Origin of the sequence: Candidatus Paralachnospira sp. LCP21S3_A2 (genome assembly GCF_052118925.1) — a bacterium.
Lineage (GTDB): Bacteria > Bacillota > Clostridia > Lachnospirales > Lachnospiraceae > Lientehia.
In genome coordinates this window covers 118,340-139,707 of record NZ_JBQKGG010000001.1, presented here as the reverse complement: position 1 = coordinate 139,707, position 21,368 = coordinate 118,340, and the positions used below count along the sequence as shown (strand labels likewise).

The 21,368-nt window shown below is 48.8% G+C and carries 25 protein-coding genes; 21 read left to right on the top strand and 4 right to left on the bottom strand.

Annotated elements, in window-relative coordinates:
* The first annotated feature begins 31 nt into the window (after positions 1-31).
* From hisZ to rsfS, 16 genes are all read left to right on the top strand, one after another.
* Complete coding sequence (gene hisZ, locus ACTQ3K_RS00680; RefSeq protein WP_441564732.1) at positions 32-1,273, top strand: ATP phosphoribosyltransferase regulatory subunit; 1,242 nt, start codon at positions 32-34, stop codon at positions 1,271-1,273.
* Positions 1,273-1,920 (top strand): ATP phosphoribosyltransferase, encoded by a 648-nt coding sequence (gene hisG / locus ACTQ3K_RS00675; RefSeq protein WP_441564730.1) that lies wholly within the window; start codon positions 1,273-1,275, stop codon positions 1,918-1,920. The genes hisZ and hisG overlap by 1 nt, the downstream gene beginning before the upstream one ends.
* Positions 1,921-1,952: 32 nt before the next feature.
* Positions 1,953-3,242, top strand: a complete 1,290-nt coding sequence (gene hisD, locus ACTQ3K_RS00670; protein ID WP_441565202.1) for a histidinol dehydrogenase — start codon at positions 1,953-1,955, stop codon at positions 3,240-3,242.
* A gap of 10 nt (positions 3,243-3,252) precedes the next feature.
* Entirely contained in the window at positions 3,253-3,837 is a 585-nt protein-coding gene (gene hisB, locus ACTQ3K_RS00665; protein ID WP_441564727.1) for an imidazoleglycerol-phosphate dehydratase HisB, read from the top strand.
* A gap of 26 nt (positions 3,838-3,863) precedes the next feature.
* Positions 3,864-5,129, top strand: a complete 1,266-nt coding sequence (gene hisIE / locus ACTQ3K_RS00660; RefSeq protein ID WP_441564725.1) for a bifunctional phosphoribosyl-AMP cyclohydrolase/phosphoribosyl-ATP diphosphatase HisIE — start codon at positions 3,864-3,866, stop codon at positions 5,127-5,129.
* 27 nt (positions 5,130-5,156) lie between these two features.
* Positions 5,157-7,025, top strand: coding sequence for a TIGR03960 family B12-binding radical SAM protein (locus ACTQ3K_RS00655; RefSeq protein WP_441564723.1), 1,869 nt, complete (start codon positions 5,157-5,159; stop codon positions 7,023-7,025).
* Positions 7,000-7,716 (top strand): TIGR03936 family radical SAM-associated protein, encoded by a 717-nt coding sequence (locus tag ACTQ3K_RS00650; protein ID WP_441564721.1) that lies wholly within the window; start codon positions 7,000-7,002, stop codon positions 7,714-7,716. Before ACTQ3K_RS00655 ends, ACTQ3K_RS00650 begins: the two co-directional genes overlap by 26 nt.
* Positions 7,713-8,915 (top strand): ribonuclease E/G, encoded by a 1,203-nt coding sequence (locus tag ACTQ3K_RS00645; RefSeq protein ID WP_441564719.1) that lies wholly within the window; start codon positions 7,713-7,715, stop codon positions 8,913-8,915. The genes ACTQ3K_RS00650 and ACTQ3K_RS00645 overlap by 4 nt, the downstream gene beginning before the upstream one ends.
* Positions 8,916-8,959: 44 nt before the next feature.
* Entirely contained in the window at positions 8,960-9,331 is a 372-nt protein-coding gene (locus tag ACTQ3K_RS00640; protein ID WP_441564718.1) for a lipocalin-like domain-containing protein, read from the top strand.
* 215 nt (positions 9,332-9,546) lie between these two features.
* Positions 9,547-9,855, top strand: a complete 309-nt coding sequence (gene rplU / locus ACTQ3K_RS00635; RefSeq protein WP_441564716.1) for a 50S ribosomal protein L21 — start codon at positions 9,547-9,549, stop codon at positions 9,853-9,855.
* Positions 9,856-9,878: 23 nt separating this feature from the next.
* Complete coding sequence (locus tag ACTQ3K_RS00630; protein ID WP_441564714.1) at positions 9,879-10,217, top strand: ribosomal-processing cysteine protease Prp; 339 nt, start codon at positions 9,879-9,881, stop codon at positions 10,215-10,217.
* Positions 10,218-10,221: 4 nt separating this feature from the next.
* Positions 10,222-10,512 (top strand): 50S ribosomal protein L27, encoded by a 291-nt coding sequence (rpmA, locus tag ACTQ3K_RS00625; RefSeq protein WP_441564712.1) that lies wholly within the window; start codon positions 10,222-10,224, stop codon positions 10,510-10,512.
* Positions 10,513-10,589: 77 nt separating this feature from the next.
* A complete protein-coding gene (gene obgE / locus ACTQ3K_RS00620; RefSeq protein ID WP_441564710.1) occupies positions 10,590-11,876 on the top strand; it encodes a GTPase ObgE in 1,287 nt (428 codons plus the stop codon).
* A gap of 71 nt (positions 11,877-11,947) precedes the next feature.
* Complete coding sequence (gene yhbY, locus ACTQ3K_RS00615) at positions 11,948-12,238, top strand: ribosome assembly RNA-binding protein YhbY (RefSeq protein WP_441564708.1); 291 nt, start codon at positions 11,948-11,950, stop codon at positions 12,236-12,238.
* On the top strand, positions 12,235-13,560 hold the full coding sequence (gene nadD, locus ACTQ3K_RS00610; protein WP_441564706.1) for a nicotinate-nucleotide adenylyltransferase: 1,326 nt from the start codon (positions 12,235-12,237) through the stop codon (positions 13,558-13,560). The genes yhbY and nadD overlap by 4 nt, the downstream gene beginning before the upstream one ends.
* A complete protein-coding gene (gene rsfS / locus ACTQ3K_RS00605; RefSeq protein WP_441564704.1) occupies positions 13,557-13,913 on the top strand; it encodes a ribosome silencing factor in 357 nt (118 codons plus the stop codon). The genes nadD and rsfS overlap by 4 nt, the downstream gene beginning before the upstream one ends.
* Before the next feature lie 127 nt (positions 13,914-14,040).
* On the opposite strand, the gene lexA is transcribed toward rsfS, so the two are convergent.
* Positions 14,041-14,655 (bottom strand): transcriptional repressor LexA, encoded by a 615-nt coding sequence (lexA, locus tag ACTQ3K_RS00600; RefSeq protein ID WP_441564702.1) that lies wholly within the window; start codon positions 14,653-14,655, stop codon positions 14,041-14,043.
* A 304-nt stretch (positions 14,656-14,959) separates the two neighbouring features.
* On the opposite strand from lexA, the gene ACTQ3K_RS00595 reads away from it, so the two are divergent.
* The 3 genes from ACTQ3K_RS00595 to vapC all read left to right on the top strand — a co-directional run bounded on the left by ACTQ3K_RS00595 (position 14,960) and on the right by vapC (position 15,988).
* On the top strand, positions 14,960-15,283 hold the full coding sequence (locus ACTQ3K_RS00595) for a LysM peptidoglycan-binding domain-containing protein (protein ID WP_441564700.1): 324 nt from the start codon (positions 14,960-14,962) through the stop codon (positions 15,281-15,283).
* Between the two features lie 70 nt (positions 15,284-15,353).
* A complete protein-coding gene (gene vapB / locus ACTQ3K_RS00590; RefSeq protein WP_441564698.1) occupies positions 15,354-15,584 on the top strand; it encodes a type II toxin-antitoxin system antitoxin VapB in 231 nt (76 codons plus the stop codon).
* Complete coding sequence (vapC, locus tag ACTQ3K_RS00585) at positions 15,584-15,988, top strand: type II toxin-antitoxin system tRNA(fMet)-specific endonuclease VapC (RefSeq protein WP_441565200.1); 405 nt, start codon at positions 15,584-15,586, stop codon at positions 15,986-15,988. Before vapB ends, vapC begins: the two co-directional genes overlap by 1 nt.
* Before the next feature lie 51 nt (positions 15,989-16,039).
* On the opposite strand, the gene ACTQ3K_RS00580 is transcribed toward vapC, so the two are convergent.
* Both ACTQ3K_RS00580 and ACTQ3K_RS00575 read right to left on the bottom strand, forming a co-directional pair.
* The gene (locus ACTQ3K_RS00580; protein ID WP_441564696.1) at positions 16,040-17,104 is read right to left on the bottom strand and encodes a tyrosine-type recombinase/integrase; all 1,065 of its coding nucleotides are present in this window, start codon (positions 17,102-17,104) and stop codon (positions 16,040-16,042) included.
* Between the two features lie 16 nt (positions 17,105-17,120).
* A complete protein-coding gene (locus ACTQ3K_RS00575; protein WP_441564694.1) occupies positions 17,121-17,843 on the bottom strand; it encodes a tRNA lysidine(34) synthetase in 723 nt (240 codons plus the stop codon).
* A gap of 465 nt (positions 17,844-18,308) precedes the next feature.
* On the opposite strand from ACTQ3K_RS00575, the gene ACTQ3K_RS00570 reads away from it, so the two are divergent.
* Both ACTQ3K_RS00570 and ACTQ3K_RS00565 read left to right on the top strand, forming a co-directional pair.
* Entirely contained in the window at positions 18,309-18,929 is a 621-nt protein-coding gene (locus ACTQ3K_RS00570; protein ID WP_441564692.1) for an AAA family ATPase, read from the top strand.
* A 2-nt stretch (positions 18,930-18,931) separates the two neighbouring features.
* Entirely contained in the window at positions 18,932-20,275 is a 1,344-nt protein-coding gene (locus tag ACTQ3K_RS00565; protein WP_441564690.1) for an MATE family efflux transporter, read from the top strand.
* A 125-nt stretch (positions 20,276-20,400) separates the two neighbouring features.
* Here the strand turns inward: ACTQ3K_RS00565 and ACTQ3K_RS00560 are convergent, their stop codons facing one another.
* Positions 20,401-21,360: an aldo/keto reductase gene (locus tag ACTQ3K_RS00560; protein WP_441564688.1), complete on the bottom strand. Its 960-nt coding sequence runs from the start codon at positions 21,358-21,360 to the stop codon at positions 20,401-20,403.
* Between the last annotated feature and the right edge of the window lie 8 nt (positions 21,361-21,368).

The following is a 21,368-nucleotide window of genomic DNA, read 5'->3' as shown; positions in this document are numbered from 1 at the left end:
ACGTTACCATGATAAAGTATAGGAGAACATTATGAAACAGTTACTGCACACCCCGGAGGGCGTAAGAGACGTTTATCAGAAGGAATATGCAAGAAAGCTGGTAATCGAGGGACGGATCCGGAGGATCTTAAAGCAATATGGCTATGACGAGCTTCAGACCCCTTCCTTTGAATTTTTTGATATTTTTAATAAAGAGCGCGGAAGCGTGGATTCCAGAGAGCTGTATAAATTTTTTGACCGGGAGGGCAATACCCTGGTGCTCCGGCCTGATATGACTCCGCCGGTGGCCCGCTGTGCGGCAAAATATTATACGGATGAGAATCTGCCGATTCGCTTAAGCTATCTGGCGAATACCTTTATCAATTACAGCAGCTATCAGGGACGCTTAAAGGAAGCGACCGTTCAGGGTGCCGAGCTCATCGGAGACGATACCAGCGATGCCGATGCAGAGATCATTGCAATGACCATTGATTCCTTAAAATCTGCAGGTCTCAGGGACTTCCAGGTGGATATCGGCCAGGTGGAATTTTTCAATGGCCTGGTGGAAGAGGCCGGACTTTCCACGGAAACCGAGGAGCAGCTCCGGGAGCTGATCGAGGAGAAGAACTTCTTTGGTGTAGAGGAGCTTGTTTCCGAACAGAAGCTTCCGAAAGCACTTTCCGACCTGTTTTTAAAGCTTCCGGACCTGTTCGGACCGGTGCAGGTCATCGAGACAGCCCGTTCCATGACGGATAATCCCCGCTGCCTTGCCGCCATCAGACGGCTGGAAAACCTGTACCGGATTCTCGGATATTACGGACTTTCCGATTATGTATCCTTTGATCTGGGCATGCTTGGAAAATATAAATATTATACCGGAATCATCTTCCGCGGCGTGACCTTCGGCATGGGTGAGCCCATCGTATCCGGCGGCCGCTATGACGGACTGATGCGCCAGTTCGGAAAGGATGCACCCTCTGTCGGTTTCTCCATATCGATCGACGGCCTTCTGGCAGCTCTGTCCAGACAGAAGATCCAGGTAGACATACCGAAGACCGATGCCGTTCTTCTTTATGAAAAAGAAGAGCAGCAGTCCGCCATCGCCCATGCAAGAGCACTGCGGGAGGAGGGAACCAACCTCCAGATGATCCGCCGCGGGGACCAGAGGCCCTTATCGGAATATCTGGCCTATCGTGACCGGAACGACATCACGATCCTGTATTACTTAAAAGAAGGAACCTTATACCGGTATGAGCCGGGGAGCGATGATACCGATGATGAGGAGGCAGAGTGATGAGATATCTGACATTTGCCCTGGCAAAGGGAAGAATGGCAAAAAAGACCATGGAATTATTTGAGGCCATCGGCCTTTCCTGTGAGGAAATGAAGGACGAAAAGACCAGAAAGCTGATTTTTACCAACGAAGAACTGGGGCTTCGGTTTTTCCTGGCCAAGGCCAATGATGTGCCGACCTATGTAGAATATGGTGCCGCCGACATCGGAATCGTCGGAAAGGATACGATCCTGGAGGAAGGACGCCGTCTCTATGAGGTACTGGATCTGGGAATCGGCAAATGCAGGATGTGTGTCTGCGGTCCTGCTGAGGCCGGAGAAAAATTAAAGCATCATGAGCTGATCCGTGTGGCGACCAAATATCCCAATATCGCCAAGGACTATTTTTATAATAAAAAGCACCAGACGGTGGAGATCATAAAATTAAACGGCTCCATCGAGCTGGCGCCTATCGTCGGACTTTCAGAAGTCATTGTTGATATCGTGGAGACCGGATCGACACTCCGTGAAAACGGACTGACGGTTCTGGAGGAGGTAGTTCCTCTGTCCGCAAGAATGGTGGTCAACCAGGTAAGCATGAAAATCGAACATGAACGGATCAGCCGGATCATTCAGGATATGCGCGCCTATTTAAACAAGAATGCTTAAGAAAAGACCGAACGAAGCAAAGGAGGATCATGATGAGAATCGTAACTCTGGAAGAAGATTCCAAGAAAAATCTGCTGGAGCTTCTGTTGAAAAGAAGCCCCTCTCAGTACGGAACCTACACGGCAGCCGTGGAGGAAATCGTCGAAAATGTAAAACAAAACGGAGACAAGGCTCTGTTTTCCTATACGGAACAGTTTGACCACTGCACCCTTACGCCGGAGACCATTCAGGTGACGGAGGAGGAATTCGCCCGCGCTTATGAGGAGGTCGATCCGGAACTGTTAACGGTGATCCGGAAGGCTCTGGTCAACATCCGCGCCTTTCATGAAAAGCAGCGTCGTTACAGCTGGTTTGATACGGAGGAAAACGGAATCCTGTTAGGCCAGAAGATCACGGCCTTAAACCGGGTCGGTGTTTATGTTCCCGGCGGAAAAGCCGTGTATCCCTCCTCGGTACTTATGAACATCGTACCCGCCCGCGTGGCCGGTGTAAAGGAGATCATCATGACCACACCGCCCGGAAAGGACGGGAAGATGAATCCGGCTGTTCTTGTTGCAGCAAAGGAATCCGGCGTGGACCGGGTATTTAAATGCGGCGGCGCCCAGGCAGTAGCAGCCATGGCCTTCGGAACGGCCTCGATCCCCAGGGTGGACAAGATCGTGGGGCCCGGAAATATGTTTGTGGCACTGGCGAAAAAAGCAGTATTCGGCTATGTAAGCATTGATTCCATTGCCGGTCCAAGCGAGATCCTGGTACTTGCCGATGAGACAGCCAATCCCCGCTATGTGGCTGCGGATCTGCTTTCCCAGGCGGAGCATGACGAAATGGCATCGGCAATCTTAGTCACTACCTCAAGAACGCTTGCCGAAGAGGTAAACAGGGAGATCGACGGATTTTTACAGGTACTGGAACGGAAGGAGATCATAGAGAAATCTCTGGACAATTATGGTCATATCCTGATCGCCAAAGATCTTGACGAAGCCATTGAGGCAGTCAACGATATTGCTTCCGAGCATCTGGAGATCATGACGAAGGATGCCTTTACCGTCATGACAAAGATCAAAAATGCCGGAGCCATTTTCATCGGTGAGCACAGCTGTGAGCCTCTGGGAGATTATTTTGCCGGTCCCAACCATGTGCTTCCCACCAACGGAACCGCCAAGTTTTTCTCACCGCTTGGCGTAGACGATTTCATTAAGAAATCCAGTATCATTTCCTATTCGAGAGAAGCCCTGGAGCCGATCCATGAGGATATTATGAGGTTTGCGGCCCAGGAAGGATTAACCGCCCACAGAAACTCCATTAAGGTCCGGTTTGAGTAAAGGAGGAGCCATGCGAAGCGCACAGATTGAACGGAATACCAACGAAACGAAGATCCGCCTGTCCTTAAACCTGGACGGAACCGGAAAAAGCATCTGCCGGACCGGGATCGGATTTCTGGATCATATGCTGACCCTTTTTGCCAAGCATGGGCTCTTTGACCTGGAAGTGGAAATCAACGGTGATCTGGAGGTGGATACCCATCATTCCATCGAGGATTGCGGCATCGTGCTGGGACAGGCCATTAAGGAAGCCGCAGGAGACAAGATGGGAATCCGCCGCTACGGGACCTGCATCCTTCCCATGGATGAGGTGCTTATGCTCTGTTCCCTGGATCTTTCCGGAAGACCTTATTTTGTGTCAAACGCCAGGTTTCAGGCTGAGCGGGTCGGTACCTTCGAGACTGAAATGGTTCATGAATTTTTCTATGCCGTTTCCTATGCGGCAGCCATGAACCTGCATTTTGAAGAATTTCACGGAGAAAATACCCATCATGTGATCGAAGCCATGTTCAAGGCCTTTTCAAAGGCTTTGGATTCCGCTGTCTATGTGGACGAGCGGATTCCCGGACTTCTTTCCACGAAGGGTTCCCTGTAAATAAGGTAAATGTTGAGGTAAATACAATGGAAAATGAAAAAAAACTGGCAGCTGTCCTTTCTCTTTCCGCCGCCGGAGAAGCAATGTGCTTTCCGGACACGGAACCGCAGGATCCTCTTTCCCTGTGCCGCCTATTCGATGGAAACGGTGCAGACGAGCTTCTGGTCATGGACGGCTCCGAGAAAGATCAGGATCATGATGCAAACATCGGGATCTTAAAGACTATGATCCGTACGGTGGATATCCCCGTCATCACCGGCGGCAGAGTCCGTCGGATGGAGGATGTGAAAAAGTATCTCTATGCCGGTGCAAAGGCGGTGTATTTAAACGCCTCGGTTCTAGAGCATATTGATCTTTTAAAGGAGGTTTCTGACCGGTTCGGCTCGGAAAAAATCCTGGTCTGGCTGGATACGGAAGAAAGTCTGTCCCGTGTGGAGGAATATCAGGCGCTCGGTGCCGGCGGTTTCTTGCTCTGGAGCGATGCCTGCCCGGACAAAGGAATCAATGCACCGGTGACTTTGTTTTTAAAAGACGGGACATCGGTATCCGAAGCGCTTTTGATCCCCGGAGTTCAGGGCGTTGTTTATACCGGAAGAGCCGAAGCCTCCTGTTCCTTTATGGAGGAAAAAACGGCTCTTGCGGCCAAAGGACTTACCATGAATATCTTAACCAGTCCGGTGGCCTGGAGGGATATGAAGCTTGGCGCTGACGGCCTTCTTCCGGTCATCATTCAGGATTACCAGACCGGAGAGGTCCTTATGATGGCCTATATGAATGAGCAGGCCTTTCTGGACACTCTCCGCACCGGAAAAATGCACTATTACAGCCGGAGCAGGAAGACTCAGTGGCTGAAGGGCGAAACATCCGGGCATTTTCAGTATGTGAAGTCCCTTCACCTGGACTGCGATAATGATACCCTTCTTGCCAAGGTTTCCCAGATCGGAGCGGCCTGCCATACCGGCTCACGTTCCTGCTTCTTCCAGACGCTGGTAAAGAAGGATTATGCCGATTCCAATCCTTTAAAGGTTTTTGAAGATGTTTACGGTGTCATTATGGACCGAAAAGAACATCCCAAGGAAGGGTCCTATACCAATTATCTGTTCGATAAGGGACTGGATAAGATTTTGAAGAAGGTGGGAGAAGAAGCTGCGGAGATCATCATTGCTGCCAAGAATCCCGACCCGGAGGAGATCATTTATGAGATTTCCGACTTCTTATATCACGCCATGGTTCTGATGGCCGAAAAGGGTGTGACCTGGGAAGATATCACCCATGAACTTGCCAACCGATAGGCAGTTTATGAAAGAGAGGAGAGCCGTGTGAAAAAACTGGCACTGAGCGACGAACTGCTCTTAAGTATCGATAAGCCTGCCCGCTATATCGGCGGGGAAGTCAATGAAGTTATCAAGGAGGCGGATCAGGTTCGGATCCGCTTCTGTATGTGTTTTCCCGATGTCTATGAGATCGGCATGTCCCATCTCGGTATTCAGATCCTTTATGATATGTTTAATAAGCGGGAGGATGTCTGGTGTGAGCGTGTCTATTCCCCCTGGATGGATATGGACGCCCTTTTAAGAAGGGAACAGATCCCGCTGTTTACCCTGGAAAGCCAGACACCGGTAAAGGACATGGACTTTCTCGGAATCACGATCCAGTATGAGATGTGCTACACCAATATCCTTCAGATCCTGGATCTTTCGGGAATCCCTCTGTTTTCCAGAGACCGGGACGAGGCCTGTCCCATCGTCATCGGAGGCGGCCCCTGTGTCTACAACCCGGAGCCTGTTGCGGACTTTTTTGATCTGTTTTATCTGGGAGAAGGCGAGGTGGTCTATGACCGTCTGCTGGATCTTTATAACGACTGTAAGGATCAGGGACTTTCCCGTTTGGAATTTTTAGAGCGGGCAGCCGAGATCCCCGGGATCTATGTCCCGCGCTTTTATGATATTTTCTATCATGAGGACGGAACCATCGAGGCTATGGTGCCCAATAATCCTCATGCGCCGAAGACCGTTACCAAGCAGCTTATGGTGGACATGACAAAGGCATCGTATCCGGAAAAGCCCCTTGTTCCGTATTTGAAGGCAACCCAGGACCGGGTGGTACTGGAGATCCAGCGTGGCTGTATCCGAGGCTGCCGGTTCTGCCAGGCGGGCATGGTGTACCGTCCCGTGAGAGAACGGAATCTGGAGGACTTAAAGGAATATGCGGTCCGTCTGCTGGAAAATACCGGACATGATGAGATCTCTTTAAGCTCCTTAAGCTCCAGTGATTTCACCTATTTAAAAGAGCTGGTGTATTTCCTGATCGAACGGTTCGGAAAGAAGGACGTGAATATCTCCCTGCCGTCCCTGCGGATCGATGCCTTTTCCCTGGATGTCATGAGCCGCGTCCAGGATGTCAAAAAGAGCAGCTTAACCTTCGCACCGGAGGCTGGAAGCCAGCGGATGCGCGATGTCATTAATAAGGGACTGACGGAAGAGGTGATCTTAAACGGCGCTGCAGAGGCATTTAAAGGCGGCTGGAACAAGGTCAAGCTTTATTTCATGCTGGGCCTGCCCTCAGAGACGGAAGAGGATATGAAGGGCATTGCGGAGCTCGCCAACAAGGTTGCAGCTGTGTATTATGATACCGTTCCAAAGGAACAGCGCCAGGGACGGGTTCAGGTGACCTCCAGTACCTCGTTCTTTATCCCGAAGCCCTTTACGCCCCTTCAGTGGGCACCTATGTTCACCAAGGAGGACTATCTTTCCAAGGCGCATCTGGTAAATGATACCATGAAAAGCCAGTTAAACCACAAGAGCCTGCGCTACAACTGGCATGAGGCCGATGTATCGGTACTGGAGGGTGTTCTGGCCAGGGGCGACCGCCGGGTAAGCCGGGGAATCTTAGAGGCGTACAGACGGGGCTGTATGTTTGATTCCTGGTCGGAAAGCTTCGACAATGAAAAATGGATGGAAGCCCTGGATGCTGCCGGAATTGATCTTGCTTTTTATAATCTCAGAGAGCGCAGCCTGGATGAAGTATTTCCCTGGGATTTCATTGATACCGGAGTTACCAAGGACTTCTTAAAGCGGGAGTGGAAGCGTGCCATGGAGGGCGTTGTCACCCCCAACTGCCGGGCCCAGTGCCAGGGCTGCGGCGTGAGAAAATTCGGAGGGGGTGTCTGCTTTGAAGGTAAGAATTAAATTCCGAAAGTATGGGATCATGAAATTCATTGGCCATCTGGATGTGATGCGTTACTTCCAGAAGGTGAACCGCCGGGCCGGAGTGGACATTGCCTATTCGGAGGGCTTCAGCCCGCACCAGATCATGTCCTTTGCATCTCCGCTGGGACTGGGGCTTACCAGTGATGGCGAATATGTGGATATGGAGGTCTTATCCAGTGAATCCTCCGCTGAAATGATCCGTCGGTTTCAATCGGTTATGGCAGACGGCTTCGAGATTGTAAGCTATAAAAGGCTGCCGGATACAGCAAAAAACGCCATGTCCATCGTGGCGGCCGCCGATTATCTTCTGATTCCGAAGGAGGAACGGCTGACCGGATTTCCAGACTGGCGTTCCTCGTTACAGACGTTTTTGGAACAGGAGACGATCCCGGTTCTCAAAAAGACCAAGAAGAGTGAAAAAGAGGTGGATATCCGTCCCATGATCTATGAGTCAAGGCTGCGTGAAGACGGCGTATTTGTCCGCCTCGCCTCCGGAAGCGCCGAAAACCTGAAGCCGGAGCTTATGCTGGAAGCCTTCTTCAAGGACAGCGGGCAGGAATGGGATCCGTTTGCATTCCGGGTACACCGGCTGGAGCTGTATGCCTGGGACGGAGAAGAGGATAATCGGAAACTGCTTTCCTTAGATGCTGTTGGTGAGGATATCTTATGAGCAGTGAATCTGTAAGCAGCCGGGCAGCAGGAACCCGTATGATCGTCACAACGCTTCGAGAGCGGCGGCTGACCGCAGAGGAGACGCAGGGACGGATCACCGATCTGTTTTTCGAGGATCCGGAAGAGGATTCCATGGTGGGACGGATCTATGTGGGAACAGTCAAACAGATCCGGACGAATATCCAGGCAGCCTTTGTGGAGCTGGGAGACGGTCTTATGGCCTATTATCCGCTGGAGGACTGGGAACGGTTTCCGGTGGAAGGCGTTGCCTTCCGGGAGGGTGCCCAGATCCCGGTCATGGTAATTAAGGATGCCCAGAAAACAAAGGCTCCGACTGTCACCACGGCGCTGACCTTTACCGGTCAGTACCTGGTTCTGACACCGTCCAAACAGGGTCTGTTTTTCTCGTCCAGGCTGAATGACCCGGAACGGAGACAGGAACTCCGTACGCTTTTAGGTGAGACGGAGGCTTACAGCCTGATCGTCCGCACCAATGCGGCTCACGCTTCTGATTCAGCAGTTCTGGAGGAACGGAACCGGCTTCTTGAAGAGGCCAGGCAGCTTTCTTCGATCTGGAAGACGAGAACCTCCGGATGCCTTCTGCGCTCTCCCGAGCCAGGGTATCTGTCTGAAATCTTCGGGAATCGGCTTTCCGGCCTTTTTGAGGTTGTCACAGACCTGCCGGACGTGTATAATAGAATCGAGACGCGGCTTCAGACACTGAGAACAGAAAATCCGGAGGCAGCTTTGCCGTTCCTCCGCCTGTATACGGATTCCTATCCGTTATCCAAACTTTACAGTCTGGAAACGGTTCTGGAACGGGCGCTGTCAGAACGGATCTGGTTAAGATCCGGCGGATTTCTGGTGATCCAGCCCACAGAAGCACTGGTTGCCATTGATGTGAATACCGGAAAAACGGAGAAGCACCGGAAGAAAGAGGACACCATCTTTCAGACGAATCTGGAGGCGGCAAGAGAGATCGCCGTTCAGCTAAAACTCCGGAATCTGTCGGGAATCATCCTGATTGATTTTATTGATATGGCGGAGGAGCCCCATAAAGAATCCGTTCTTCAGGCATTAAAACAGGAACTTTATAAAGACCCGGTAAAAACTACCGTTCTCGGTTATACAAGACTGAACCTGGTGGAGATGACCCGGAAAAAGGTCCGGAAACCGCTCCATGAGCTGGGCTTCTGAAAGGCGCGTAACTTAATTTAATTCCTATAGGGAGGAAAAGCAACATGAAAAAGCGAATGATGTTATTACTGGCCATGATCCTGACCGTCCTCACTCTGGCGGCCTGCGGCGGATCCAAGATCTCACCGGTTGTCGGTAACTGGAAAGCCACAACGGTTTCTGTCAGCGGTGTCAGCGTGGATGTGGATGAGTATCTGAAGCAGAGCGGAAACGAAGATGTGAAAATGGAAATGGTTCTGGAGAAAGACAATACCATGTCCATCAACATGGCAGGACAGACCGGAGAGGGAACCTGGAAGCTTGACGGATCTACGTTAACACTGACCATTGACGGGGATTCTCTGGATACTACTTATGAAGATGGAAAGATCACCATGGATCTCTCCGGCGTGAGCATGACACTGGAGAAGCAGTAAATCGAATGCTGGTTTTGGAATAACAGGGGCAATTGATAATCCGGAGAAAATCGATTGTTTTACAGGGCATAACCGTGTTAAAAAACCTGGAATGTGGTGTTGACATTCCAGGTTTTTTCTGTTATTATAATTAAGTATGCCGCACAGTGAGGTCGAAAAGGGCCGCTTCGGGCGGACACCGAAACTGGCGAGTAATGATAAATAGGAGGTGCCCTATGTACGCGATTATTGCAACAGGCGGAAAGCAGTACAAAGTTGCTGAAGGCGATGTCATCAAAGTAGAAAAGCTTGGTGTTGAGGCTGGTGAGACTTATACGTTTGATCAGGTTCTGGCTGTAGGCGGCGATGAGCTGACTGTTGGATGCCCTACCGTAGCAGGTGCTACTGTTTCTGCAACCGTTATGAACGAAGGCAGAGGCAAAAAGGTTATCGTTTACAAGTATAAGAGAAAGACCGGATACCACAAGAAGAACGGTCACAGACAGGCTTATACCCAGTTAAAGATTGAAAAGATCAACGCTTAATTGATTTTTCAGTGTAGAAAACGATGATAACGGTAAAACTATTTGTAGATTCCGATGGGCAGTACCGTGGGTTCCGGGTAACGGGACATGCGGAGTACGGCGAACCGGGTGAGGACATTGTCTGTGCCGGTGTTTCCGTTCTGACTCAGAATACAGTGAATGCCATTGATGTTTATACAGAGGATGACTTCACCTGTACCGTGGATGACGGTTATCTGGAATGCATCTTTTCCGATAAAATCAGCCCGGAATCCAAGTTGTTGTTGAACACGATGGTGCTTGGTCTTGAAAGCATCATGGAAAGCTACAGAACTGAAAAAAAGAAAAATCAGTTTCTGAACATATCGACTGAGGAGGTGTAAGACCATGTTGAAGATGAATCTTCAGTTATTCGCTCATAAGAAAGGCGTAGGTTCCACAAAGAACGGCCGTGATTCCGAGTCCAAGAGACTTGGTGCCAAGAGAGCTGACGGACAGTTCGTACTTGCCGGCAATATCCTTTACAGACAGCGCGGTACAAAGATCCATCCCGGCGTAAACGTAGGCCGCGGAGGCGATGATACGTTATTCGCTATGGTTGATGGTGTGGTACGTTTCGAGAGAAAGGGCAGAGACAAGAAGCAGGTTTCTGTATATCCCAAAGTTGTAAACGAATAAACCATGGTTCAAATGAGCCGGCGCGGTAAGCGTCGGCTTTTTTACCATTATGATTCCGATCAGAAAGGAAACGTTACATGTTCGCAGACAGTGCAAAAATCTTTATTAAATCCGGAAAAGGCGGAGACGGACATGTCAGCTTCCGCCGGGAGCTTTATGTACCGAATGGCGGCCCTGACGGCGGAGATGGCGGCCGCGGCGGAGATATTATCTTCGAGGTTGACAAGGGACTGAACGCCCTTACTGATTTCCGCCATGTAAGAAAATATGTCGCCACCAGCGGAGAAGAGGGCGGAAAGAAGCGCTGTCACGGAAAGGACGGCCAGGATCTTGTGATCAAAGTCCCCGAAGGAACTGTCATCAAGGATTTTGAAACCGGTAAGGTCATCGCCGATATGTCCGGTGAGCATCAGCGGGAGATTATTTTAAAGGGCGGCCGCGGCGGAAACGGCAATATGCACTATGCCACTGCTACCATGCAGGTTCCCAAATATGCACAGCCAGGTCAGGAGGGGCAGGAGCTCTGGGTTCTTCTGGAGTTAAAGGTCATTGCCGATGTAGGACTGGTCGGCTTTCCAAATGTAGGAAAGTCCACACTGCTTTCCCGTGTCAGCAACGCCAGACCGAAGATTGCCAATTACCATTTTACGACATTGAATCCAAACCTGGGCGTGGTGGATCTGGGCGAGGGCGCAGGTTTTGTTATGGCTGATATTCCGGGACTCATCGAAGGTGCATCTGAGGGCATCGGACTGGGACATGCCTTTTTGCGTCATATTGAGCGGACAAAGGTTCTGATCCATATGGTAGATGCAGCCTCCACCGAAGGACGTGATCCGGTAGAAGATATCCATGCCATCAATAAGGAGCTGGCGCAGTATGATCCGGAGCTTTTAAAGCGTCCGCAGGTCATTGCTGCCAATAAGATCGATGCGGTGTATTCAGAAGATGAGGATCCTGTGGAGCGGATCCGAAAAGCCTTTGAGACCGAAGGAACAAAGGTATTTGGGATTTCTGCAGTCAGTGGACAGGGTGTGAAGGAGCTTCTGTATCATGTGTACGGACTGCTGCAGAACATGGATCAGACTCCTGTGATCTTTGAGCGGGAGCTGGATCCTGAATCTCTTCGGATCAGTGAGACGCTTCCTTATACCGTTGAAAAGCTGGAAGAAGGCGTATTCTCCGTGGAAGGTCCCAGGATTGAGAAAATGCTGGGTTATACCAATATCGACTCTGAAAAGGGCTTTGAGTTTTTCCAGAATTTCTTAAAGAACAATGGAATTCTGGATGAGCTGGAGGAGGCCGGAATTGCTGAGGGTGACACGGTAAAGATGTATGGTCTGGAATTTGATTACTATAAATAAGAGGAATTTCCGGTTCTGTAACCAGTATAAGCCGCAGATTCCCTTTGATTTCATATAAAAGGATAAAGAACATGAACAGCAGACAGAGAGCTTATTTAAAAAGTCTGGCGATGACCATGGAGCCCATCATGCAGATCGGGAAATCCAGTCTGACGCCGGAAATTACCGAGGCCGTCAGCGAAGTGCTGGAGGCGAGAGAGCTGATTAAAATCAACGTACTGAAAAACTGCATGGACGACACCAGAATTCTGGCGGAAGCCCTTGCAGAGCGTACCCGTTCCCAGGTGGTACAGGTCATCGGAAAGAAGATCGTGTTATACCGGGAATCCAAAACAAAGAAGAAACTGGAGCTGCCGAAATGAAAGCGGAAGCATCGGTTCAGAAACGAATCGGGATCATGGGCGGAACCTTTGATCCTATCCATCTTGGCCATCTGATCCTGGCCGAGCAGGCCATGACGCAGTTTGATCTGGATCAGGTCCTGTTTATGCCGTCCTCCCAGCCGCCCCATAAAAGCGACCGGAAGGTTCTGGATGCCAGACACCGTCAGGCTATGGTTCTCCTGGCTATCCGTGACAACGACCGCTTTTCCTATTCGGATCTGGAGCTCTGCCGTACCGGATATACGTATACCAGTGACACGCTGCGGGAGTTAAACAGCCTGTATCCGGACAGCACGATCTATTTCATTATGGGAGCTGATTCCTTGTTTGCCGTGGACTCCTGGCATGAGCCGCAGGAGATCTTCAACCGTGCTGTGATCCTGGCAGCAAACCGCATGGATCTTCCAGGAGAGCAGCTGCAGAGCCAGATCCAGTATTTAAAGGAACGGTTTCATGGCAGTGTCGGACTGATCCAGATGCCGGATATCGCCATCTCCTCCAGAGACATCCGTAAAAAATGCAGCGAGGGACGTCCGATCCGTTATTATGTACCGAAGGCCGTCTGGGATTATATCGAAGAGCATGGACTGTACCGGCCGGAGGATTCTGAGACAGTGGACGATCCTGTTCAGTCCGAAGATCATGTTTCCCCTAGCTGCACACAGGAGGCTGAAACAGCCGATACAAAGGAGGAATACGCCATGAAGCCGGATCGTCTGGCGATCAAAGAAAAAATGCGTCATAAGCTGGGAATCGGGCGTTATGAGCATACCCTGGGCGTTGCCTATACGGCGGCCTGCCTTGCGATGCGTTACGGCGCAGATTCCGAAGCCGCAGAGATCGGCGGCCTGCTTCATGACTGTGCCAAGCAGTATGATAATGACACCTTATTGAAAAAATGCCGGAAGTATGAGCTTCCCGTCACGGATGCAGAAGTAAGGAATCCTTCCCTGCTCCATGCCAAGGTCGGCGCCTATTTTGCCGAGCATAAGTATGATGTGACGGATCCTGCGATCCTTTCCGCGATCCGGTTCCATACCACCGGAAAGCCGGATATGAGTCTTCTGGAAAAGATCCTCTATGTAGCAGATTACATCGAACCGCGCCGGTTCAAGGCACCGAATCTGGATAAAATCCGCGGCCTGGCATTTCGGGATCTGGACGAAGCTGTTTATGAAATTATGTCCGATACTCTGGAATATTTAAAGGAACGGCCGGAGAGCATTGACGATACCACGAAGGCGGCCTGTGCATTTTACCGGGCCCTTCATGAAACAAGAGCAAAGGAGAGCAGTATATGAGCGATTCCAAAACCATGGCAGCCATCGCCTGCCGCGCCCTCGAAGACAAAAAAGGCCAGGAAGTCACCGTGATCGATATTTCCGGTGTTTCCTGCCTCGCCGATTATTTCATCATTGCCAACGGCGAAAACAGCAATCAGGTTCAGGCCATGGTCGATAACGTGGAAGAGGAACTGGCAAAAGCCGGATTCCATTATACCCAGCGGGAAGGTTATCAGGCCGCCAAATGGATCCTTTTGGACTACAAGGATATCGTTGTCCATGTTTTTTCAAAAGAAGACCGCCGGTTCTATGATCTGGAGCGGATCTGGAGAGATGGAAGATTCGTAGATCCGAAAGAGCTGGAAGAGTAATGTAAAAAAGAATCCTGCGAGCAGGATTCTCCGCCTGCGGCGGGCCGCAAAGCGGTAATCTTCCGTTGTAATGAATGAAAAAGCCTGTCAGACTCCGTTCATGAATCTGACAGGCTTTTTCATTCATTTAAGACATTTTCCGGAACAGCCCGATGACCTGTCCGATGATCTTTACATCATTTAAGATGATCGGATCCATAAAATCGTTTTCCGGCTGGAGACGGAAGTGTCCGTTCTCCTTATAAAAACGTTTTACCGTTGCCGAATCATTGACCAGTGCTACCACAATGTCACCGTTTTCCGCTGTAGAATCCACGGTACAGAGGATCTGATCGCCGTCCAGAATTCCGGCGTTTACCATACTTTCTCCCTTTACATGGAGCATATAGGTTTCTTTATTGGGAAGCATTTCCGCCGGAAAGGGGAAGTAGCTCTCAATGTTTTCCGCTGCCAGGATCGGCTGTCCGGCCGCTACCGTACCGATCACGGGTACCTGTACCATTTCCCGTCTGGTTAAGCCAAAGGTATCATCGACTACCTCAATGGCTCTTGGCTTCGTCGGATCACGCCGGATATAGCCGTTTTTCTCCAGTGTTTCCAGGTGAGAGTGGACCGAAGAGGTCGATTTTAAATGAACCGTCTCACAGATCTCCCGCACTGTTGGCGGATATCCCTTCTTTAAAATTTCCTGTTTTATAAACTCAAGTATTTCCTGCTGTTTCGCTGTAATCTTACCCGGCATGAAAATCCCTCCTCTAAGCAGTCCTTTTTTCTGCTGTTTCTATATATACTACAATAAAAGATCCAGAACACATATCTTTCCATCGCATTTGCGCTTTCATAATATTCCGGCGCAAACGATCGGAAGATCGCAATCCAAGCTTTTCTGAAAATTATCTTTCTTTATAGTACCATGGGATGGCACATTATGCAAGCAAAATCCAAACATTTGTTTGAATTTCTCGTTGACAAACATGTGTTCTTGTAGTAAGATGGTTCTATAAAAAGAACAAATGTTTGTGGCTTTTCTTTATGGGAGGGGTTTTATGAAAACAAAAGCAAAAACATCTTCTTCCTGGATCCGTCTTGCTGTGATCCTTTGTCTTGCCTTACTGGTTTCCGTAATTTTTCTGCGTGTCTTTATTACCGCAAAGGGAAAAGAACCGGAGAACACCGGCTATAAATATTATACGTCAGTCCAGATTAAAAACGGAGACAGTCTCTGGAGTATCGCCGGCCGGTACTGCAGTGATCCGGAGCAGATCCCGGCCTATGTAAAAGAACTCCGCACTATGAACCATCTGGAAACCGATGAGATCCATGCCGGGAATTACCTGACGGTGGTGTATTATTCGGAAGAATATAAATAAACGTACCAAGTTTTTCTCCTTGACCATAGTATATATCATGATATATACTATGGTCAAGGAGGTGTTTAAAATGATGACTGCAAAGCTATTTGAAAATGGAAGAAGCCAGGCTGTCCGTTTGCCGAAAGAATGCCGTTTTTCCGGAGAAGAAGTAATAGTAAACAAGATCGGTGAACTGGTGATTTTAATGCCGGAGGGGAATCAATGGGAAGGATTTGTGAGAAGCCTGAATCTCTTTTCAGATGATTTTATGGATTCGGGACGGGAACAGCCTGAGTTACAGGAGCGTGATTCATTATGATGAAGTATATGCTTGATACGAACATCTGCATTTATACCATTAAGAAGAAACCGCCGATGGTATTACACCGGTTTATGTCTCACAATTCGGAGGAACTGTGTATTTCTTCTATCACGTACGCAGAACTGGTCCATGGTGTTGAAAAGAGCCAGGCTGTCGATCGAAACAGTCTGGCTTTGGCCTTATTCCTTTCACCGATTACAATCCTGTCCTTTGATGACCGGGCAGCGGAGGAATACGGAAAGATCCGTGTTGATCTGGAACGGAGAGGCACCCCGATCGGACCGATGGATACGCTGATTGCCGGACATGCAAAAGCTGCCGGACTAACTCTGGTTACCAATAATACCCGAGAGTTTCAGCGGGTTTCCGATCTGCCTCTTGAAGATTGGAGTATGGAATAAATTCATCCGTACAACCGTGTGATTGCCTTTTCTCTTATATCGCAAAGAGCATTATTTCCCATCCGGTTTTTCCCTCAGTCGAACCGCATTTCTGGCACTGCGCCGCCGTTCATCCTCCAAAGCGGCATAATGCTTTCTGGTTGTATTAACATCGGAATGTCCGAGAACATCCGCCACAAGATAAATATCCCCGGTTTCCCGGTATAAATTTGTGCCATACGTACTGCGGAGCTTATGGGGAGTGATCTTTTTCAGGGGCGTTACCAGCCTGGCATACTTTTTTACCAGGTTTTCCACGGTTTTGACGCCGATCCGTCTGGATCGGAGAGAGAGGAATAGTGCCTGTTCTTCGCCATCGACAGGAATCATCTGTTTCCGCTGTTCCAGATAAGCCAGCAATGCTTCTCGTACCTCATCTCCGAAATAAACAACAACTTCCTTTCCACCCTTTCGGTGGATCCGGATTCCATCATTTTTGAAATCGACATCATCTAAATCCAGTCCGACACACTCGGATACACGGATACCGGTTCCAAGAAGAAGTGTCAGAAGAGCCACGTCACGAACCTTTGTTTTTTCATGAAAGGCTTTCTGATGTTTCGTCAGACCTTCACCGCTTTCCACCTGATCCAGTAAGCTGGCAACCTCATCAATATCCAGACGGACAATTTCCTTGGTATGGAGCTTTGGAAGCTCGATCAGAGCTGCCGGATTTGTCGTGATTGCCTCTTTCTTATAAAAGTAATTATAGAACGATTTCAGTGCAGAAATTTTTCTGGTAATTCCACGTTCCTTATTGATATGTTCCTTTTGTTCCTCATCGGAATAGTATTTCAGATATTCCATATATTCTTCCAGATCTACCGGTTTTATCTTATCAAGATCTTCCAGAGTAATCGCCCGGATTCCTTTTTGGGAAAGTGCAGGGTTATTCTTTATCAAGAACTCAAAAAATACCCGCAGGTCATACGCGTATGCGATCCTGGTACGGGAGGAAGTAGTCGGCTCGATTCCACGGAAAAACGTTCCGCAGAAGGGTGGGAGAGAAGCGATCAGTTCCCGCAGCTTCATGGTATTCTGAATGTCTACCTGCTCATAATATGGTTTCTGTTCCATAGCCTGCTCCTTTCTCTTATCGCTTTCTTTCCGGCCAGTCCGGAAGATTTCCATTGATCACTGCTGAAAACATCCGTTCTTTTGTACCGGGATTTTCTTTCGTCAAGGTACGTACCAGATCTTTCACATATTCTCTCCGGGTATGGCCGTCCGCCGGACATGGATTTTTACAGACCGGAAGATGAAATTTATTTTTGAAGCCGATGATATCCGCCTCCGGTACATAAAGAAGCGGCCGGATCACAGTCAAGTTCATGCGGTCCAGATGAGTGACAGGAGAGAACGAGTGAAATCTTCCCTCATAGATCAGGGACATTAACATGGTTTCCACAATGTCATCCTTATGATGGGCATAAGCAATTTTATTGCAACCAAGTTCCTTAGCTTTGTCATTGAACGCACCTTTCCGCATTTTCGCACACAGCGAACAGGGATTCGATTCTTTCCGCACATCAAATACAATTTCACCGATCTGCGTGGAAACAATCGTGTAGGGAATCTCAAGCTCTTTACACAATTTCTTTACCGGAGATAGCTCCATATCCGGGAATACAGCGATGCTGATGGCTTCGATGGAAAACGGCTTCGGATAAAAACGCTGCAGTCCATGAAGCGCGTATAATAAGGTTAAACTGTCCTTGCCTCCGGAAATTCCAACGGCGATTTTATCACCGGATTCGATCATCCGGTAATCATCGACCGCCCGGCGGGTGTAGCTTAATAATTTTTGAAGTTCCATAGTGAGTAGTCCTTTATGTATGAAATCGTTAATAAATGTAGGTGTTCCCAAACAGCTTTAGATTTTCGTAAACAACGTTAGGTCTTTCTAAACAGAATATAGTATAACATAACGAAACCTATAAATAAATGTTTTAAATTTCCTTTTGCGGCCCACTCAGGCCAGCTAACCGGCACATTTCCCCTGAGAGAGTATGTTCTTTGTATTATTCTATTTATTCGCAAAACTCAACTTTAACGAATAAATATGGTCAGAAAGAGCTTTCGGTTATAAAAACCTGCATTTCAAGCTAAGACATTCATGTAAGGCATTCATATAAGGCATTTATGTGAACTAGTTATCTTACCATGTCAAATTGACATATCAAACATTTAAAATATGTGTTTCCCATTTTTTTACTTTCCCGCTATAATAACTTCGGTGTAAAAAGAACTCCATATCTATCATGGAAAAGAGGAATCCAAGATGAAAAAGACAGTAATCTGTATTGGACGGGAATATGGAAGCGGCGGCCGTGAGATTGGCGAACGTCTTGCAGCGGCACTGGATATTCCCTGTTATGACAAATTAATTTTGAAAAAGACGGCAGAGGAATCTCATCTCTCCTACTCTCTTTTAAAGGATGAAGATGAAAAACCAGTCAACCATGACCGGTTTCTGACCGGTGATGTCTTTGTGGACTCCGCAGGCATCCAGAACGCGTTCTATTCCGAAAGCCAGATCACCTTTGATGCGGAACGCCGTGTGATCGAGGAACTGGCTGCAAAAGGTTCCTGTGTGATTATCGGACGCTGTGCTTCCTCGCTTCTGCGTGATTCGCTTGGGGCGGACAAGGTCTTATCAGTGTTTATTTATGCGAATCTGGAACAGAAGCTTTCCCGGATCATGGATCGAAACAGCCTGAACCGCAGGGATGCCGAAAAGAGGATGAAACGGATCGACCGTATGCGCCGGCAGTATTTCGATTTCTATTCGGAAACCCAGTGGGGAAAACCGGAAAGCTATGACATAATGCTTTCCAGCAGTTCCTATGGCATTGACGGTTGTGTGGATCTGTTAGTAACGAGTATGAAGGAGCGTGTTTAAGCATGAATAAGGATCTTACTGTAGGAAAGCCGGAATCCGTCCTCTGGCGCTTCTGTCTTCCATTGTTTGGAAGTATTATCTTCCAGCAGCTTTATAATATTGCCGACAGCCTGGTTGCCGGCAAATTTATTGGTGAAAATGCTCTGGCAGCCGTCGGAAACGGCTATGAGATCACTCTGATCTTCATCGCGTTTGCGTTTGGCTGCAATATCGGATGTTCCGTTGTCGTCTCCCAGTTTTTTGGAGCAAAACAATATGGAAAAATGAAAACGGCTGTTTATACCACGATGATTTCCAGCGCGATCCTCTGTGCACTGCTGATGCTGCTTGGTATTCTCGGCTGTCATGCGTTGCTGGAGCTGATCAATACACCAGCGGAGATCATCGGTGATTCCCAGCTTTATCTGGATATTTATATCTGGGGGCTTCCGTTTGTCTTTTTCTATAATATCGCTACCGGTATCTTCTCAGCTCTTGGTGATTCCAAAACCCCGTTCTTATTCCTGGCGGTATCCTCTACCTCCAACATCGGAATGGATATTCTCTTTGTGACTGCGTTCAATATGGGTGTAGCCGGTGTGGCCTGGGCAACCTTCATCTGTCAGGGAGTAAGCTGTGTGCTGGCAATCCTGTTTGTATTGAAGCGCTTAAAGACAGTTCCCCATGAAGGGAAGGCATCGCTGTTTTCCTGGCCGATTTTCAAAAAGATTTCGGTTGTTGCAATTCCCAGTATCTTACAGCAGAGTTTTATCTCGGTAGGCAATATTATGATCCAGAGTATCATCAACGGTTTCGGAACCAGTGTTATGGCCGGATATTCTGCTGCGATCAAGTTAAACAACCTGGTGATCACATCCTTTACCACTCTTGGAAACGGTGTTTCCAACTATACTGCCCAGAACATGGGCGCAGCAAAGCTGGAGCGTGTAAAACAGGGCTTCAAGGCTGGTCTCAAGCTGGTATGGACCTTATGCATTCCGCTGGTGCTTCTCTATCTGTTTGCAGGAAAATATTTTCTGCTCCTGTTCATGGATGATCCCACCGGCCCTGCAATCGGAACCGGACTTCTGTTTCTGCGGATTGTAGCACCGTTCTACTTTGTGGTTTCTGCCAAGCTGGTTGCCGACGGCATCCTCCGTGGCGCAGAGATGATGAAGAAATTCATGATTGCAACTTTTACCGACCTGATTCTCCGTGTGGTTCTTGCATTTGTTCTTTCTAAAATCCTGAACAGCGCAGTAGGTATCTGGTGTGCATGGCCCATCGGCTGGTCTGTGGCAACCTGTCTGTCCATGATTTTTTACAGCAAGGGTCCCTGGGGCAAAAACACTGCCGCAGTAAAATAATTGACCGTTTTCGTATGAAAGCGTTTTGGTTTCATAGGACGAACTTTCGTATGAAACCAAAAAATATGCACCGGATCGCAGGTTTTTCTGCGTAACCGGTGCATAAGTAAAATTTCTTTTAGTTATTACGGCAGCTTCTTTCCCGCAGCCTGATACAACTCATACCATTCACTTCTTGTAAGCGGCAGATCCGAACCGGCACAGGCGTCTTTCATCCGACTGGGATTCATGGTACCGCAGATCACCTGGATATTGGCCGGGTGTCTGGTAATCCACGCAACCGCAATGGCGGTGTTCGTAACGTCATATTTTTCTGCCAGACGGTCAATAACCTCATTGAGCTTCCCGAAATGCTCCCGGTCCCCCAGAAAGATATGAGCAGAGGAAGAACTGATCGGACCGCTCACCTGGAACGGTGACCACGCCTGGATCGTCATATCATGCAGTCTGGAATACTCCAGTACCGATCCCTCCTTATCATAGCCCTGCACACTGTCCGTATTGGCGGCAATGCCGGAATCGATCATGGGGCTGTGGTCGATGCTTAACTGAAGCTGATTAACCTGCAGCTTAAAGGGTACATACTTCTGAAGCAGCTCTGCCTGCAGGGGACGGTGATTGGAGACGCCGAAATGACGAACCTTTCCGGCATTATAAAGCGTCTCAAAAGCCTCCGCCACTTCCTCCGGCTCCATCAGGGCATCGGGACGATGCAGAAGCAGAAAGTCCAGATATTCGATTCCCAGACGGCTCAGGATCCCATCTGCGGCCTTTACGATATGTTCCTTGGAAAAATCATACGACCCGATCTCGCTTTTGATGATCCCGCATTTGCTCTGAATGATCATTTTTTCCCGGAGAGACGGTGCGGAAAGCTTCAGCATCTTTCCGAAGATCTCCTCGCACTCTCCTCTCTGGCCGGCGCTGCCGTAGACATCGGCATGATCAAAATAGTTGACGCCGCACTCCATGGCATTCTTTACCAGTGCGTCCGCCTCCTTCGGTGTTTTTCCCTTGAGCCGCATACAGCCCATAATGATATTCGACGCCTTTAACCCCGTTGTACCGACTTCAATATATTTCATGTCATACT

Excerpts from the sequence above, each read along its gene's own strand:
- hisZ (WP_441564732.1), top strand. The coding sequence starts at position 32 with ATGAAACAGTTACTGCACACCCCGGAGGGCGTAAGAGACGTTTATCAG.
- hisG (WP_441564730.1), top strand. The coding sequence starts at position 1,273 with ATGAGATATCTGACATTTGCCCTGGCAAAGGGAAGAATGGCAAAAAAG.
- hisD (WP_441565202.1), top strand. The coding sequence starts at position 1,953 with ATGAGAATCGTAACTCTGGAAGAAGATTCCAAGAAAAATCTGCTGGAG.
- hisB (WP_441564727.1), top strand. The coding sequence starts at position 3,253 with ATGCGAAGCGCACAGATTGAACGGAATACCAACGAAACGAAGATCCGC.
- hisIE (WP_441564725.1), top strand. The coding sequence starts at position 3,864 with ATGGAAAATGAAAAAAAACTGGCAGCTGTCCTTTCTCTTTCCGCCGCC.
- ACTQ3K_RS00645 (WP_441564719.1), top strand. The coding sequence starts at position 7,713 with ATGAGCAGTGAATCTGTAAGCAGCCGGGCAGCAGGAACCCGTATGATC.
- ACTQ3K_RS00640 (WP_441564718.1), top strand. The coding sequence starts at position 8,960 with ATGAAAAAGCGAATGATGTTATTACTGGCCATGATCCTGACCGTCCTC.
- rplU (WP_441564716.1), top strand. The coding sequence starts at position 9,547 with ATGTACGCGATTATTGCAACAGGCGGAAAGCAGTACAAAGTTGCTGAA.
- ACTQ3K_RS00630 (WP_441564714.1), top strand. The coding sequence starts at position 9,879 with ATGATAACGGTAAAACTATTTGTAGATTCCGATGGGCAGTACCGTGGG.
- rpmA (WP_441564712.1), top strand. The coding sequence starts at position 10,222 with ATGTTGAAGATGAATCTTCAGTTATTCGCTCATAAGAAAGGCGTAGGT.
- obgE (WP_441564710.1), top strand. The coding sequence starts at position 10,590 with ATGTTCGCAGACAGTGCAAAAATCTTTATTAAATCCGGAAAAGGCGGA.
- yhbY (WP_441564708.1), top strand. The coding sequence starts at position 11,948 with ATGAACAGCAGACAGAGAGCTTATTTAAAAAGTCTGGCGATGACCATG.
- nadD (WP_441564706.1), top strand. The coding sequence starts at position 12,235 with ATGAAAGCGGAAGCATCGGTTCAGAAACGAATCGGGATCATGGGCGGA.
- rsfS (WP_441564704.1), top strand. The coding sequence starts at position 13,557 with ATGAGCGATTCCAAAACCATGGCAGCCATCGCCTGCCGCGCCCTCGAA.
- lexA (WP_441564702.1), bottom strand. The coding sequence starts at position 14,655 with ATGCCGGGTAAGATTACAGCGAAACAGCAGGAAATACTTGAGTTTATA.
- ACTQ3K_RS00595 (WP_441564700.1), top strand. The coding sequence starts at position 14,960 with ATGAAAACAAAAGCAAAAACATCTTCTTCCTGGATCCGTCTTGCTGTG.
- vapB (WP_441564698.1), top strand. The coding sequence starts at position 15,354 with ATGATGACTGCAAAGCTATTTGAAAATGGAAGAAGCCAGGCTGTCCGT.
- vapC (WP_441565200.1), top strand. The coding sequence starts at position 15,584 with ATGAAGTATATGCTTGATACGAACATCTGCATTTATACCATTAAGAAG.
- ACTQ3K_RS00580 (WP_441564696.1), bottom strand. The coding sequence starts at position 17,104 with ATGGAACAGAAACCATATTATGAGCAGGTAGACATTCAGAATACCATG.
- ACTQ3K_RS00575 (WP_441564694.1), bottom strand. The coding sequence starts at position 17,843 with ATGGAACTTCAAAAATTATTAAGCTACACCCGCCGGGCGGTCGATGAT.
- ACTQ3K_RS00570 (WP_441564692.1), top strand. The coding sequence starts at position 18,309 with ATGAAAAAGACAGTAATCTGTATTGGACGGGAATATGGAAGCGGCGGC.
- ACTQ3K_RS00565 (WP_441564690.1), top strand. The coding sequence starts at position 18,932 with ATGAATAAGGATCTTACTGTAGGAAAGCCGGAATCCGTCCTCTGGCGC.
- ACTQ3K_RS00560 (WP_441564688.1), bottom strand. The coding sequence starts at position 21,360 with ATGAAATATATTGAAGTCGGTACAACGGGGTTAAAGGCGTCGAATATC.